The 13,811-nt window shown below is 70.9% G+C and carries 12 protein-coding genes; 6 read left to right on the plus strand and 6 right to left on the minus strand.

Going from position 1 to position 13,811, the window contains the following annotated elements; translation table 11 throughout:
- Nucleotides 1-4: 4 nt before the first annotated feature.
- Genes Ari01nite_RS18145 through Ari01nite_RS18160 form a run of 4 tightly spaced genes read right to left on the minus strand, consistent with a single transcriptional unit; the run spans nucleotide 5 to nucleotide 4,680 of the window.
- Nucleotides 5-1,306 (minus strand): DUF2252 domain-containing protein, encoded by a 1,302-nt coding sequence (locus Ari01nite_RS18145; protein WP_203782420.1) that lies wholly within the window; start codon nucleotides 1,304-1,306, stop codon nucleotides 5-7.
- Nucleotides 1,307-1,316: 10 nt separating this feature from the next.
- A complete protein-coding gene (locus tag Ari01nite_RS18150) occupies nucleotides 1,317-1,868 on the minus strand; it encodes an NADH-quinone oxidoreductase subunit B (protein ID WP_275410856.1) in 552 nt (183 codons plus the stop codon).
- A 9-nt stretch (nucleotides 1,869-1,877) separates the two neighbouring features.
- Complete coding sequence (locus Ari01nite_RS18155) at nucleotides 1,878-3,332, minus strand: pyridoxal phosphate-dependent decarboxylase family protein (RefSeq protein WP_203782421.1); 1,455 nt, start codon at nucleotides 3,330-3,332, stop codon at nucleotides 1,878-1,880.
- Nucleotides 3,333-3,342: 10 nt separating this feature from the next.
- Nucleotides 3,343-4,680, minus strand: a complete 1,338-nt coding sequence (locus Ari01nite_RS18160) for an MFS transporter (RefSeq protein WP_203782422.1) — start codon at nucleotides 4,678-4,680, stop codon at nucleotides 3,343-3,345.
- A 48-nt stretch (nucleotides 4,681-4,728) separates the two neighbouring features.
- On the opposite strand from Ari01nite_RS18160, the gene Ari01nite_RS18165 reads away from it, so the two are divergent.
- Nucleotides 4,729-6,120 carry a gamma-glutamyltransferase gene (locus Ari01nite_RS18165; RefSeq protein ID WP_203782423.1) on the plus strand — a complete coding sequence of 464 codons (1,392 nt, stop codon included), beginning with the start codon at nucleotides 4,729-4,731 and terminating at the stop codon, nucleotides 6,118-6,120.
- A gap of 3 nt (nucleotides 6,121-6,123) precedes the next feature.
- Here Ari01nite_RS18165 and Ari01nite_RS18170 read toward each other — a convergent pair whose 3' ends face one another.
- Nucleotides 6,124-7,056 (minus strand): NAD-dependent epimerase/dehydratase family protein, encoded by a 933-nt coding sequence (locus tag Ari01nite_RS18170; protein WP_203782424.1) that lies wholly within the window; start codon nucleotides 7,054-7,056, stop codon nucleotides 6,124-6,126.
- 102 nt (nucleotides 7,057-7,158) lie between these two features.
- Between Ari01nite_RS18170 and Ari01nite_RS18175 the strand changes: the two genes are divergently transcribed.
- Nucleotides 7,159-7,839, plus strand: coding sequence for a TetR/AcrR family transcriptional regulator (locus tag Ari01nite_RS18175; RefSeq protein WP_203782425.1), 681 nt, complete (start codon nucleotides 7,159-7,161; stop codon nucleotides 7,837-7,839).
- A 125-nt stretch (nucleotides 7,840-7,964) separates the two neighbouring features.
- Here the strand turns inward: Ari01nite_RS18175 and Ari01nite_RS18180 are convergent, their stop codons facing one another.
- Nucleotides 7,965-8,267: an MGMT family protein gene (locus tag Ari01nite_RS18180; protein ID WP_203782426.1), complete on the minus strand. Its 303-nt coding sequence runs from the start codon at nucleotides 8,265-8,267 to the stop codon at nucleotides 7,965-7,967.
- A 61-nt stretch (nucleotides 8,268-8,328) separates the two neighbouring features.
- On the opposite strand from Ari01nite_RS18180, the gene proB reads away from it, so the two are divergent.
- The 4 genes from proB to Ari01nite_RS18200 all read left to right on the plus strand — a co-directional run.
- Nucleotides 8,329-9,441: a glutamate 5-kinase gene (gene proB, locus Ari01nite_RS18185; protein ID WP_203782427.1), complete on the plus strand. Its 1,113-nt coding sequence runs from the start codon at nucleotides 8,329-8,331 to the stop codon at nucleotides 9,439-9,441.
- A gap of 13 nt (nucleotides 9,442-9,454) precedes the next feature.
- A complete protein-coding gene (locus tag Ari01nite_RS18190; protein ID WP_203782428.1) occupies nucleotides 9,455-10,699 on the plus strand; it encodes a glutamate-5-semialdehyde dehydrogenase in 1,245 nt (414 codons plus the stop codon).
- 80 nt (nucleotides 10,700-10,779) lie between these two features.
- On the plus strand, nucleotides 10,780-11,535 hold the full coding sequence (locus Ari01nite_RS18195; protein WP_203782429.1) for a hypothetical protein: 756 nt from the start codon (nucleotides 10,780-10,782) through the stop codon (nucleotides 11,533-11,535).
- The coding region (locus tag Ari01nite_RS18200; protein ID WP_239162825.1) for an NB-ARC domain-containing protein at nucleotides 11,525-13,811 on the plus strand (2,287 nt) is incomplete at its 3' end. The genes Ari01nite_RS18195 and Ari01nite_RS18200, both read left to right, overlap by 11 nt.

Consider the following 13,811-nt stretch of genomic DNA (forward strand, 5'->3'; position numbering starts at 1 on the left):
GCGGTCAGATGCCCGGGAGGCGGCCGTTGCGGAACAGGTCGACGAACTCCTGATGGTCCTCCCGGGCCTGGTCGCCGTACCGGTGCGCGAACTCGACCAGGTGCTGCACGAAGCCGTTCTCGTCCTTGTCCACGGCCGCCACGATCGCCTCCTCGGTGGAGAAGTCGACCAGGTCGTGGCTCGATTCGTCGTCGGCCACCGAGTGCATCCGGGCCACCGCCCGGCCCAGGTCGGTGATGACGCCGGTCAGCTCCTCGGGCTCGTTGACGTCCGACCAGTCCAGGTCGGCCGCGTACGGCGAGACCTCGGCGACCAGCTGGCCCACCCCGTTGAGCGTGGTGAAGCCGAGCCACGAGTCGGCGTGCGCCTGCAGCGCCCGCTGCGATTCGGCGGTGCGGTGCCCCTGATGTTTGAAGTACGACCGGACGCGCTCGTCGTCGATCCAGCGCGCCACGGCCGGCACCTGGGCCTGCTTCATGTAGATGATCACGTCGTTCTCGAGCGCCTGGGTGTGTCCCTCGAGCAGGAGGTTGTACGACGGCAGGCCGGCCGACCCGATGCCGACGCCCTTGCGCAGCTTGATGTCCTTGATGTGGTTGGCCACCGGCCGCGAGGCCGCCGGCAGCGTGCCGAGGTAGTCGGCGAACGCGCCCTGCACCAGCGCCGCGGTCACCTCGTCGACCTCGTAGACGCCCTCGCCCATCGAGAACCGGCGCTCGAAGTCGTCGATGGTGGTCTGGGTCGCGAGCAGGTCGACGCGGGTGTTGAGCCGGGCCTCCTGCAAAACCCGCAGCAGTACGCCGTCCGCGTTGTCCAGGGTGATCGAGCCGATCGCGTCGTCACCGCCGGCCGCGATGGCCCGCAGTTCGGTCAGGTAGGACTTCGCGAACCCGGTGACCAGCGCGGTGATGTTGTCGTCGGAGAGGGCCTTCTGGTAGCCGATCAGCGCCACGCTCGCGGCGAACCGCTTCAGATCCCAGGAGAAAGGTCCGACGTACGCCTCATCGAAGTCGTTGACGTTGAACACCAGAACCCCGGACGAGTTCATGTACGTCCCGAAATTTTCCGCGTGCAGGTCGCCGTGGATCCAGACTCGGCTGGTCTGCTCGTCGAGGAAGCTGTCATCCCGGAAAGCGCTGGTCAGGTCGGCGTAGAAGAGCGACGCGCTGCCCCGGTAGAACGCGAACGGGGACGCCGCCATTTTGCGGAACTTGCGCCGGAACGCCGCCGGGTCCTGGGCCATGGGCTCACCGAATTCCCTGGTGAGCACGTCGATGATGAAGTCCGCGCGAGGCCGTTCGCTCATATGGCGGAGATTAGTCGGCGGCGGCCACCGGCGGGGTGACCATCGGTGCAGTCAATGAGGAAACATCGCGGCGCAGCGGGTCGGGCCGGGCCACGCCGCCGACCCCGGCCTGCTCGGCCGCGATCTTTTCCTGGAGGCGCAGGATGCCGTGCAGCAGCGCCTCGGGCCGCGGCGGGCAGCCCGGCACATAGACGTCCACCGGGATGAGCTGGTCGACGCCCTTGGTCACCGAGTAGGAGTCCCAGTACGGGCCGCCGCAGTTCGAGCAGGAGCCGAACGAGATCACGTACTTGGGTTCGGGCATCTGGTCGTACAGCCGTCTGATCGCCGGTGCCATCTTGTCGGTCACGGTGCCGGACACGACCATCAGGTCGGCCTGCCGCGGACCGTGCGCGAACGGGATCACCCCGAGCCGCATGAAGTCGTGCCGGCTCATGCTGGACGCGATGAACTCGATCGCGCAGCAGGCCAGCCCGAAGTTGAACACCCAGAGCGAATAGCGCCTCCCCCAGTTCAGCACGAACCGGATGGGCTCCCCGAGCACTCCTGGCAGACCGGCCACGTGGTCAACCTACTCCCCTGCCGGACCGGTGCCCGGGGCCGGGCGCTGGAGCATGCTCAGGAAGCCGGTCAGCAGGGCCTCGCGTAGCGCCGGCGGGGCGGCGTCGAGCAGCGTGTTGACCGCGGCCATCCGGTCGAAGCCGGCGCCGTCCAGGCCGAGGCCGGCGGCCAGGCCGGCGACCAGGTCGGGGGTGACCTGCTGCGGGGTCAGCGCGGCGGCGGCGCCGAGCAGTTCCGCGGGAAGCTGCACCGGCCCGCGCTGCCGGGCGGCGGCCACCGCGTCGGCCAGGTCGGCCGCGAACGCACCGGCGGTGGGCTGCACCGCGGCGGTCACGGTCAGGTGGATGGTGGCGGGCAGGTCGCCGTACGCCATCTGCGGTTGGGTGTGCCAGCCCCGGGCGGCCAGCTCGTCGGCCAGCACGAAGAGGTCGACGCCGTCCGAGGCCAGGCACACCACGCTCGTCTCGGGCGGCGCGAAGAGGCGTACCCCCTCAATGGCGGACACCGCGCCGGCCAGAGTGACCACCGCCTCCCGGGTCTGCTCGGCCAGCCGCAGATAGCCGGCGTCGCCGATGCTGCGCAGCGTGGCCGCCGCGGCGGCGATCGGCCCGCCCGAGCGGGTCGACGAGATCACCGAGTTGACCATCGGGTAGCCGGGCCAGTCCGCATACGCGAAGTACTGCGGCCGGCGCAGCGCCTCGTCACGGTGCAGCAGGACCGAGACACCCTTCGGCGCGTACGCATATTTGTGCAGGTCGACCGAGATGCTGGTGACCCCCGGGACGGCGAGGTCGAACGCGGGCAGGCCGGCGCCGAGCCGCCGCAGGTAGGGCAGGATCCAGCCGCCGAAACAGGCGTCCACGTGGCAGCGCACGCCACGCTCGGCGGCGACCGCGGAAAGCTGCGGGATGGGGTCGACCACGCCGTGCGCGTACGACGGCGCGGAGCCCACCACCAGCACGGTGTCGGCGCCGATCGCGTGCGCGGTGGCCGCCGGGTCGGCACGCAGGTCGGCGCCCACCGGGACGACGTCGAGCGCGACCCGCAGGTAGTGCGCGGCCTTGGCGAACGCCGCATGGGCGGTGGACGGCACCACGATGCGCGGCGCCGGCAGGTCGGGCCGGCTGTCGCGGGCCGCCTTGACCGCGAGGATCAGCGATTCGGTGCCGCCGCCGGTGACGCTGCCGACCGTCTCCGGGCCGCCGCCGAGCAGCCCGGCGGCGGCCGCGACCAGGGCGTTCTCCATCGCCAGCAGGGACGGGAAGGCGGTCGGGTCGAGCCCGTTCACCGAGGCCGAGATCGCGTGCGCCGCGTGCGCCAGATCGTCCAGCCCGTCGAGCGCCGGGTCGTAGACGTAGGCGAAGAGGCGGCCGCCGTGCGTCGGCAGATCGTGCTCGCGCAGCGCCCGCAACTCAGCCAGGATCTGCTCGCCCGGGACACCCTTCGCGGGCAGCGCTTCGAACATGTGGACGACACTAACGCGCTACGTCCCGATAGGCCCTCAACAGCAGGACCGCGGTCCCGACCAGCAACGCCGGCAGCACCGTGAAACCGAGCAGCACACCCAGCCGGGCGGTGTCGTCCTGAACGGCCGCCTCGCCGGTGGACGACGAGACATAACCGAACAGTTGCAGGGTCAGGGCGTAGATCCCGGGGCCGACGGCGAGGCCGAGGGTCTCGCCCGCGGTCCACACGCCGGTGAAGACGCCGGCCTGGCGACGACCGGTGCGCGCGGTGTCGTGGGCGATGCAGTCCGGCAGCATGGCCATGGCGAAGACCTGCTGACCGGCGTATCCGCAGCCGATCAGGGCGACGACGAGATAGGTCGCGAAGGCGGGCAGGGCCGGTGCGGCCAGCAGGGCAAGGGCGCCGGCCGCGAAGAGAAGCGAGGCAGCGACCAGCGAACGCGGCTTGCCGTAGCGATGACCGACCCGGGTCCACAGCGGCATGACCAGTAGCGCCGGTCCGACGAAGGCGGCGAACAGGAAGGTGGCGCCGGAGCGAGCGCCGACCACGTGTTCGGCGAAGTACTGGACGCCGGCCAGCATGGCGCCGATGCCCACCGCCTGGATCACCCAGCAGAGCAGCAGGGCGCGGAACGGGCCGTTGGCGGCGGCCACCCGCAGTTGGGAGCGCAGGTCGGGCTCGGACTCCCGGGCCGCCTGGGTGGGGGCGTTCCGGGTGCCCAGATAGACGCCGAGCGTGCCGACCAGGATGAGCGCGCCGACGAAGACGCCGGACCACCGGTGACCGGGCAGGCCGCCGCCGGTCTGCTCGACCACCAGCGGCGCCAGGGCGCCGGAGATCAGGATAGCCAGCGCCAGGACCGCGACGCGCCAGGTCATGAGCCGGGTGCGTTCGGCGTAGCCGTCGGTCAGTTCGGCCGGCATGGCGACGTACGGGACCTGGAAGAAGGCGTACGCGGTGGCCGCCGCCAGGAAGGCGAAGGCGACGTAGCCACCGGCCGCGGCCGCGCTGCCTCCACTGCGGACCGGGCCCGCGAAGATGGCCGCGAACAGCACGCTGAGCACCAGGCCGGCGCCGAGCAGGAACGGCCGGCGGTCGCCGCGGCGGTCGGAGATCCGGCCGGCGACCGGATTCACCAGGACGTCCCACGCCTTCGGCAGCAAGACCAACAATCCCGCCACACCTGCCGCAACACCTAACGTATCCGTCAGATAGGGCAGCAAGAGCAAACCAGGCACGGTTCCGAAGGCGCCCGTGACCAGCGAACCCAGCGAGTAGCCCGCCAGCACGCGACGGGGCAGGACGCCGGCCGGGCGTACGTCGGGAGAGGGACCGGCGGCTGTCATGGACGCGCATGCTACGACGATCACGCTGCTGGGCCTACGCTTCGCCGCATGAAAGGCATACCCGCCGGAGTTTCGGCGAGCCATCCGGCCACCGCGCGCGCCGGTCTCCAGGTGCTGCGGGACGGCGGCACGGCGGGCGACGCCGCGGTGGCGGCCGTGCTCGCCTGCTGCGTGGCCGAGACCATCTTCACCGGGCTGGGCGGCGGCGGCTTCGCCACCTACTTCGACGCCGCCACCGGCGAGGTCACCTGCCTCGACTTCTTCACCGCGGTGCCCGGTCTCGACGACGACTGCCGGGCCGGGCCGATGATCGCGGTGGACGTGTTCTTCGGCGGGTTGCCGCAGGTGTACTCGATCGGCGGGGCGAGTGTCGGGGTGCCCGGGGTGCCGGCCGGCTGCGGCGAGGTGCACCGGCGGTGGGGACGGCTGCCCTGGGCCGAGGTGGTGTCGCCGGCCATCTCGCTGGCCAAGACCGGCGTGCCGACCCCCGAGGCGCACGCCCGCACGCTGGACGCCTGCGCACCGGCGCTGGCGTGGGGCGAGGGCGCGGCCGTCTACACCCCGAACGGGCGCCGGCTGGCTGGTGGCGACCTGCTGTTCCACCCGGGACTTGCGACGGCGCTGGACGCCCTCGCGCTGAACGGGCCGTCGATCTTCTACACCGGGGACTTCGCGCCGATCGTGGTCGACACGGTACGGCGGGCCGGTGGCGTGCTGGGGCCCCGGGACCTCGCCGAGTACCGGGTGCTCGAGACCCCGGTCGACCACGCCGAGCTGGGCGGATATCGGGTGCGGGCCCGGCACGACCTGAACCGTACGGTCGACACGATCGGCGGGCTGCCGGCCGACCTGACCCGGCCGCACCGGGCGCCGGGGGTGGCGGCCGCGCTGCGCGACCAGGGCCGGCAGCGGATCGGCGACACCACCAACATCTCGGTGGTGGACCCGGACGGCAACGCCTGCGTGATCACCACGACGCTCGGGCTCGGCTCCGGGGTCTGGCTGCCCGGGCTCGGCATCAACCTCAACTCGATGCTCGGGGAGGGCGAGCTGATCACCGACGACATGCGGCCCGGCCGGCGGATGTCGTCGAACATGTGCCCGCTCGTGGTGATCGACCCGGACGGCCGGCTCGCGGTGGCGGCCGGGTCGGCGGGTGCGTCCCGGATCCGCACCGCGCTGATCGACACGCTGCTCGGGGTGCTGATCGACGGCCTCGACATGACCGAGGCGATCGCCCGGCCGCGGTTCCACGTGGTCGACGACACGGTGCACGCCGAGTTCGGCTACCCGCGCGCCGAACTGGCGGCGCTGGACCAGGCCGGCTGGCGGATCAAGCAGTGGCCGGACCTCAACCACTACTTCGGCGGCGTCACGGCGGTGGGCCAGGCCGGCGCCGCGGGCGATCCCCGCCGCGCCGGCGTCGGCCTGCTGCTCTGACGGTCAGTTCATCCGGCGGGCCAGCGTCGCCTCGGCCTCCGCGGCGATCTCGCGCAACGGCACGTCCAGGTCGGTGGGCGCCAGGCCGAAGGTCTGCTCGGTCCGGGTGCTGTCCAGGTGGAACGGCGCGTAGAACTGGTAGTCCATCTCGGCCATCTCGCGGGCCATCGGGACGACCAGGCCGGCGGTCCGCATCACGAAGCGGGGCAGCCGGCGGATCTGCGGCAGCCGCTCGCCGGTCAGCGCCACGTACCGGGCGGCCAGCTCACGGATGCTGATCGCGGGCTGGGTGGGCGCATGCCAGGCCCGGCCGTGGGCGCGCTCGTCGCCGGCCAGTGCGACCATCGTGCGGGCCATGTCGCCGGTGTAGGTGAAGCTGTGCGGCAGGCCGGGATCGCCGGGCGCCCAGGCGGTGCGCCCCTTCCGGATCGCCGGGAGCAGCACCGCCGAGAAGACGCCGACCGCGCCGGCGCCGATGTAGTCCGAGCCGCGGACCTCGATCGTGCGCACGCCGCTGGTGAGCGCGTCCCGCCACATCCTGTTGCGCACCTTGCCCTTGCGGCTCACGGCGGCCGGCGGCGAATCCTCGGTCATCCGGCCGCCGGGCTGCGGGCCGTACCCGTACAGGTTGCCGGTGATCACGTAGACCGCGCCGGCCGCCCGGGTCGCGGAGATCATCGCGTCGTTCATCGGGAACCAGAGGCGCTCCCACTCGGTGTACTTCGGGTTGGCGCAGTTGTAGAGGGCGGCGGCGCCCGCGGTCAGCTCGGTGAGCCGGCCCGCGTCGGAGGCGTCCGCGGCGACCCGCTCGATCAGCGGGTGCTCCGGGCCGCCGCCGCTGCGGGTGATCATCCGGACGCTCTCGCCACGGTCGGCGAGCAGGTGGGCAACGGCGGTCCCGATCGGGCCGGATCCGACGACGACGTGCTTTGACATCTCTGCTCTCCTTTGCGAGCACCGCTCTCTGTTGAGAACGACTGTCGCACCGATCGTGCGAGAAAGCAAGAGCAGTGCTCTCGTTGTGGCACACTGGTCTCCATGAGCGCCTCAGGAGTACGGGCCCGGGTCCGGGCCGAGATGACCGAAGAGATCAAGGCGGCGGCCCGCCGGCACCTCGCCACCGACGGGGCCAACCTGTCGCTGCGTGCGGTCGCCCGCGAGGTCGGCATGGCCTCGTCGGCCGTCTACCGCTACTTCGCGAGCCGGGACGACCTGCTCACGGCCCTGATCATTGAGGCGTACGACGCGGTGGGCGCGACCGCCGAGCGGGTGGCCGCCACGGTCGAGGACCCGCTCGACCGGTGGATCGCGCTCAGTCACGCGGTCCGCGAGTGGGCGATCGCCGAGCCGCACCAGTGGGCGCTGATCTACGGCAGCCCGGTACCCGGTTACCAGGCGCCGCGGGACACCGTCGGACCCGCCAGCCGGGTCATCTTCCTGATCGCCGCGGTGGTGCGGGACGCGTACGGGATGAACCGAATCGCGGAACGGGAACCGATCCAGGGCCGTTATGTCGAGGAACTGGCCGCCGTGGCCGAGCACTTCGGCGAAAACCTCCCGCCCCGCGTGGTCGGCGCCGCCATGGCCGCCTTCATCCACCTGTGCGGCGCGGTCAGCGCGGAACTGTTCGGCCAGCTCAACAACTCGATCGAGGACGACCGGCGAGGCTTCTTCGAGTTCCAGATGCGCGGCGCCGCCACCTTCATCGGCCTCACCTGAGCGCGCGCAACACGTGCCCACCCGGCGTCTCCGCCGGCACGTCGTCACGCCCGAAAAAGCGCGCCGCCAGCCCCGCCGGCCCCAGGTCCTCGATCTCCCAAAAGCCCAGTCCACCCGCGCCTCCATCAGGGCATCCAGTGGGCTCGGGCGATGTCGACCCGGTCGCCCTTGAGTGGTACGCCGTCGGCCAGGAGGCGCTGGCGGGCCTCCTGCTCGTGGCCTGGGGGCATGCGGCCGGCGCTGTTCACGACGCGGTGCCAGGGGACGCCGCCGCCGTGCCGGGCCATGATGGTGCCGACCTGGCGGGCCGAGTTGCGGCCGGAGCGGTCGGCCAGCGCGTCGGCGATCGCGCCGTACGACATGACCTTGCCCTCGGGGATGCGCTCGACCAACGCGAGCACCTCTTCCACGTACTCCTGGGGTGTCACCCGGGCCACGATATGGGATCTCGGCGCAGGGCGGTGCACCCGGCCGAGCAGAATGGGCCGGGTGCGCGAAGTGGTGACCGAGGCGCGCCGGGTCGTGGTCAAGGTGGGGTCGTCCTCGCTGACCACGGCGGGCGGCGGCCTGGACGAGACGCGCGTCGACGCCCTGGTCGACGTGCTCGGTGGGCTGGCCGCCCAGGGCCGTGAGGTGGTGCTGGTCTCCAGCGGTGCGATCGCCGCGGGGCTGGCCCCACTTCAGTTGCGCCGGCGACCGCGTGATCTCGCCACCCAGCAGGCCGCCGCGTCGGTCGGGCAGGGGCTGCTGATCGGACGGTATGCGGCGGGCTTCGCGCGGCACGGGCTCACGGTCGGCCAGGTGCTGCTCACCGTCGACGACGTGACCCGGCGGGCGCACTACCGCAACGCGTACCGGACCCTCCGAAAGCTTTTAGATCTTGGCGCCCTGCCGATCGTCAACGAGAACGACACGGTGGCCACCGAGGAGATCCGGTTCGGCGACAACGACCGGCTGGCCGCGCTGGTCGCCGCGCTGGTCGACGCCGAGTTGCTGGTGCTGCTCTCCGACGTGGACGCGCTCTACACCGGCAGCCCGTCCGACCCCGCGTCGCGGCGCATCGCGCTGGTGAAGGGCGACGGTGACCTGGGCGGCATCAGCATCTCGAAACCCGGCAAGTCCGGCGTCGGCACCGGCGGCATGGTGACCAAGGTGGAGGCTGCCCGGATCGCCACCGGGTTCGGCATCCCGGTCGTGCTGACCTCGGCCGACCGGGCCGGTGCCGCGCTGGCCGGCGACGAGGTGGGCACGCTGTTCCAGGCCGCCGACCGGCGCCCGGCCGCGCGACTGTTCTGGCTGGCCCACGCCACCGCCCCGCGCGGACGGCTGCACCTCGACCCGGGCGCGGTCACCGCGGTGGTGGCCCGCCGCAAGTCGCTGCTGCCGGCCGGGATCACCGCGGTGGACGGTTCGTTCGCGGCCGGCGACCCGGTCGACCTGGTCGACGCCGGCTCCGGTGCGCCGGTGGCCCGCGGCCTGGTCAACTACGACGCGGTGGAGTTGCCCGCGCTGCTAGGCCGGTCCACCCCGGAGTTGGCCGCGGCGCTCGGTCCGGCGTATGAACGAGAGGTCGTCCACCGCGACGACCTGGTTCTTCTCTGAAGGAGTAGACGGAATGACTGTGCAGCAGCAGGCCACCGACGCACGCGTGGCCGCCATCGATCTGGCCGCCGCCACCCGCGCCGAGAAGGACCGGGCGCTGCTGCTGATGGCCGACCGCCTGGAGGAGAGCGCCGAGGAGGTCGTCGCGGCGAACGCGGTGGACGTGAACAACGCCCGCGCGGCCGGCCAGAGCGAGGCGATGATCGACCGGCTCACGCTCACCCCGGCCCGGGTCGGCGCGATGGCAGACGGCCTGCGGCAACTGGCCGCGCTGCCCGACCCGATCGGTGACGTGGTGCGCGGCTCGACCCTGGCCAACGGCCTGGAGCTGCGGCAGGTGCGGGTACCGTTCGGGGTGGTCGGCATGATCTACGAGGGCCGGCCGAACGTGACCGCGGACGCCGCCGGCATCTGCCTCAAGTCCGGCAACGCCGCCCTGCTGCGCGGCTCCGGCTCGGCGCTGAGCTCGAACGCGGCGATCGTGGCCGTGCTGCGCAAGGCGGTTTCCGACGCGGGGCTGCCGGCCGACACCATCCAGCTGGTCGACGCCACCACCCGGGACTCGGTCAAGGAGCTGATGCGGGCCCGCGGCCTGGTCGACGTGCTGATCCCGCGGGGCGGCGCCGACCTGATCCGGACCGTGGTCGAGGAGTCCACGGTTCCGGTGATCGAGACCGGCGTCGGCAACTGTCACGTGTACGTGGACGAGGCCGCCGACCTGGAAAAGGCGCTGGCCGTAACGATCAACTCCAAGACGCAGCGGCTGTCCACCTGCAACACCGCCGAGTCGCTGCTGGTGCACGCCGCGATCGCCGACGCGTTCCTGCCGCTGGTGATCGAGGAGTTGATCTCGGCCGGGGTGACCGTGCACGGCGACCCGCGGGTGGCCGGCTACAGCGCCGACGTGGTCGCGGCCACCGACGCGGACTGGCGCACCGAATACCTCTCGGCCGACATCGCGGTGGCCATCGTCGACTCGATCGACGACGCGCTCGACCACATCCGCCGGTTCGGCACCGGGCACACCGAGGCCATCGTGAGCGAGTCGACCACGGCCACCCGCCGGTTCGCGGCCCGGGTGGACGCCGCCGCCGTGATGATCAACGCGTCGACCCGGTTCACCGACGGCGGCGAGTTCGGCTTCGGCGCCGAGATCGGCATCAGCACCCAGAAACTGCACGCCCGCGGCCCGATGGGGCTGCCCGAGCTGACCTCGACCAAGTTCATCGTCACCGGCAACGGGCACACCCGCGGCTGACCGGCACACTGTCCAATGTGAACCAGGCTCGTTATTTTCACGCATTGAGGGGGTGAATGCGGGCAGGCACAATGTCCCGCGTGAACATCCTGCGGCTGGTGCGGGCGGTCATCACCGCAGCCGCGGGCGCCGTGGTGATGCTCGCCCAGCTCAATCTGCCGAGCAAGGAATTCTGGGCCGCTCAGGAACTCGTGCAGTGGGTTAGCGTCGCACTCGTGGCGTTCTCCGTTTTCTATGACGCCGCCGTTGCCGTGACCAACGCTATTCATGACGCGGAAGTGCGGAAATACGAGGACGGGCTGCGGCAGGCCATGAGTGCGACCATCGGTCGGATCGTCGAAGATTTCGATGCCCCCTGGGACAAAGTAGCCGTGTACTACTACCTCGCCCGGCGGGTCTCCTATTTCAGGCATCTTGCGCGGGTTGACGGGGTACGCGCCGGCATTGCCGCCGCCGAAATGGAGCACAGATTCCGCCTCGGTGTCGGCATCGTCGGGGTCGCGTTCCTGGAACGCGACATCGTGGCTTTGGAGTGGCGTGACTTTGCCCGAGCAGCAAACATCAAGGGCCCACAGGCGTGGGAACGTCGGCCGGCACGCCAACGGTATGGCCTCACGTGGGGCCAACTCCGACGATCCCCGCCGGAAGACGGCATGGTCGCGAGCCCGACATACGGGCCCGACGGCAAGCCGGTGGGTTGCATCCTCGTGTGTAGCCCGCTGAAGCGGGCCACCCTCGGAAGCGATGCGATGCGTCAAATTCTCGACCAATGCGCTGCGACCCTGGATCGGTTGGGGCCGCCGCCGAAGGGCTGGTGGAGGCGCCATGAGCGATGACTCACCGGCAACGGAACGGCGCACCGCCGACCTCTCACCGGAGTTCGTACGGCTACTCGAAAGGTACGGCGCGCCGGAGCGCCTGACGGAACCGTCCGAGATCCTGGTACACCAGGCCCAGGCTTCCGCTCGCCGCCGGTCCGCACGAATCACTCAACTGCTGCTGGTTGCGCTGGTGGCCGCCTTGTCGGCCACAACCGCGATCCTGATCAATGCGGCGACCGCGGCGGACCAATCCTGGCCGTCGTGGCTCGACCCACTCCGCTCACACCCCTGGTTGTTCGCCCTGCTGCTGACGCTCGCGACAGCCGCGCTTTCCATGCTGTCCTGGTACTGGGAGAACCGGGAACCTCCGCCGCCCGACGACCCGCCGGCGCCACCGCTACCCGCACCCGGACCGTGGACCGTGCATCGCACGGGCGAGGTCGATCAAATCGTGCGTGAGCTGACCCGCGGACGGGCTGGCGCTGTCGGGATCACCACTGCGCTCCATGGCGCGGGCGGGTTCGGCAAAACGACCCTCGCGCGCACGGTTTGCGCGGATCGACGTGTGCGCCGTCATTTCCGTGGGATCTACTGGGTCACGTTGGGGCCTGAGGCGCAGGGGTGGGACGCAGTCGTCGAGCGCGTCAACGACGTCATCCGGGCCATCACCGGCAGGCCGGCCGATTTCACCGATCCGCAGGCGGCCGGCGAGACACTCGGTCGTCTGCTCGACGAGCGCCCACGGTCTCTGCTTGTCGTCGACGACATCTGGACGGCCGCCCAAGTCGCCCCGTTCCTGATGCGGGGCAGCCGCTCGGCTCGCCTGTTGACCACGCGAATGCCCGAAGCGCTGCCGTCGGGCACCGTCCTCGTCCAGGTCGACGCCATGTCAGCCGCCCAGGCTCGAGCAGTCGTCAATTTGGATCTCCCGACGCTGGAAACGGATGTCGCCGACCGGCTTGCGGACGCTGTCGGACGTTGGCCGCTACTACTTCGGTTGATCAACAGCAGACTGGCGGCGGAGAGTGCGGACGATGTGAACGTCGCGGCCGGCGGCCTGTTGGAACAGCTGCAGGGATCCGTTCACCGGCTGGAGTCACCGGAGGAACGCGCCCGTGCGGTACGCGCCACCATCGAGACGAGCACCGCATGGCTGGGAGCCGAATCGACTGAACGCCTGACCGAGTTGGGAATCTTTGTCGAGGACGAGACCATCCCGATCGCCTTGGTAGCCGCCCTCTGGTCGCAAACCGGTGGCCTTGGTGCGGCCGACTCGGATCGGCTGTGCCGCCGGCTGGCCGACCTGTCACTCATCTCGATCAACGGCAGCGGTCTTGCGCTGCACGATGTCGTGCGGCAATACCTGCGGGCCGAGTTGGGCGCCGACCGGATCGTGGAGCTGAACGCCAGCTTCCTCGACGCCGTTGCGCCCGAAACCGGCTGGTGGAAGTTGTCCGAAGAAGACAGTTACCTGTGGCAACACCTCATCGACCACCTGGTGGCGGCCGGCCGGATCGCCGAAGCGGAAGCCGTCGCCGGCGATCTGCGCTGGGTGACCGCGAGACTGCTGCGATTCGGGGCGCCGGCTCCTCTGGACGATCTCGCCCTGGTCGGAACCGACCGGGCTCGAATGCTTGGTGCTGGGCTGGCCCGGGCGGCACATCTGCTGAGCCCGACCGAGCCGGCCTACGCAGTGGTTGACGTGTTGCTGAGCCGCCTTCAGGACGACCTTGCATGGAGCAACCAGGTCGAGGCGATGCGAACGACTCTGGCTCGACCGATGCTCGTCAACCGCTGGTCTCTGCCGGATCTTGCGGATGAGGCGACCTATCGGATTCTCGCCGGTCATCAGGGTGGGACAACCGCTGTCGCCATCTCCCCCGACGCCACCTGGCTCGCCACGGCAAGTGACGACCGGACCGTTCGCATCTGGGACCCAGCCACCGGACAAACCCGCGCCCGGCTCACCGGCCACACCGAATCCGTCACCGCGGTCGCTGTCGCACCCGGCTCCGCCTGGCTCGCCACGGCAAGCCGCGATGGGACGGTTCGAATCTGGGACCCAGTCATCGGAAGAACTCGCGCCGTGCTCACCGGCCACACCGAATCCGTCACCGCGGTCGCTGTCGCACCCGACTCCGCCTGGCTCGCCACGGCAAGCGAAGACCAGACCGTCCGCATCTGGGACCCGGCCACCGGACAAACCCGCGCCGAACTCACCGGCCACACCGACTGGGTCCGGGCGGTTGCCGTCGCCCCCGACGGTCAATGGCTCGCCACCGCAAGCGACG

It is taken from the genome of Paractinoplanes rishiriensis (genome assembly GCF_016862375.1).
GTDB lineage: Bacteria > Actinomycetota > Actinomycetes > Mycobacteriales > Micromonosporaceae > Actinoplanes > Actinoplanes rishiriensis.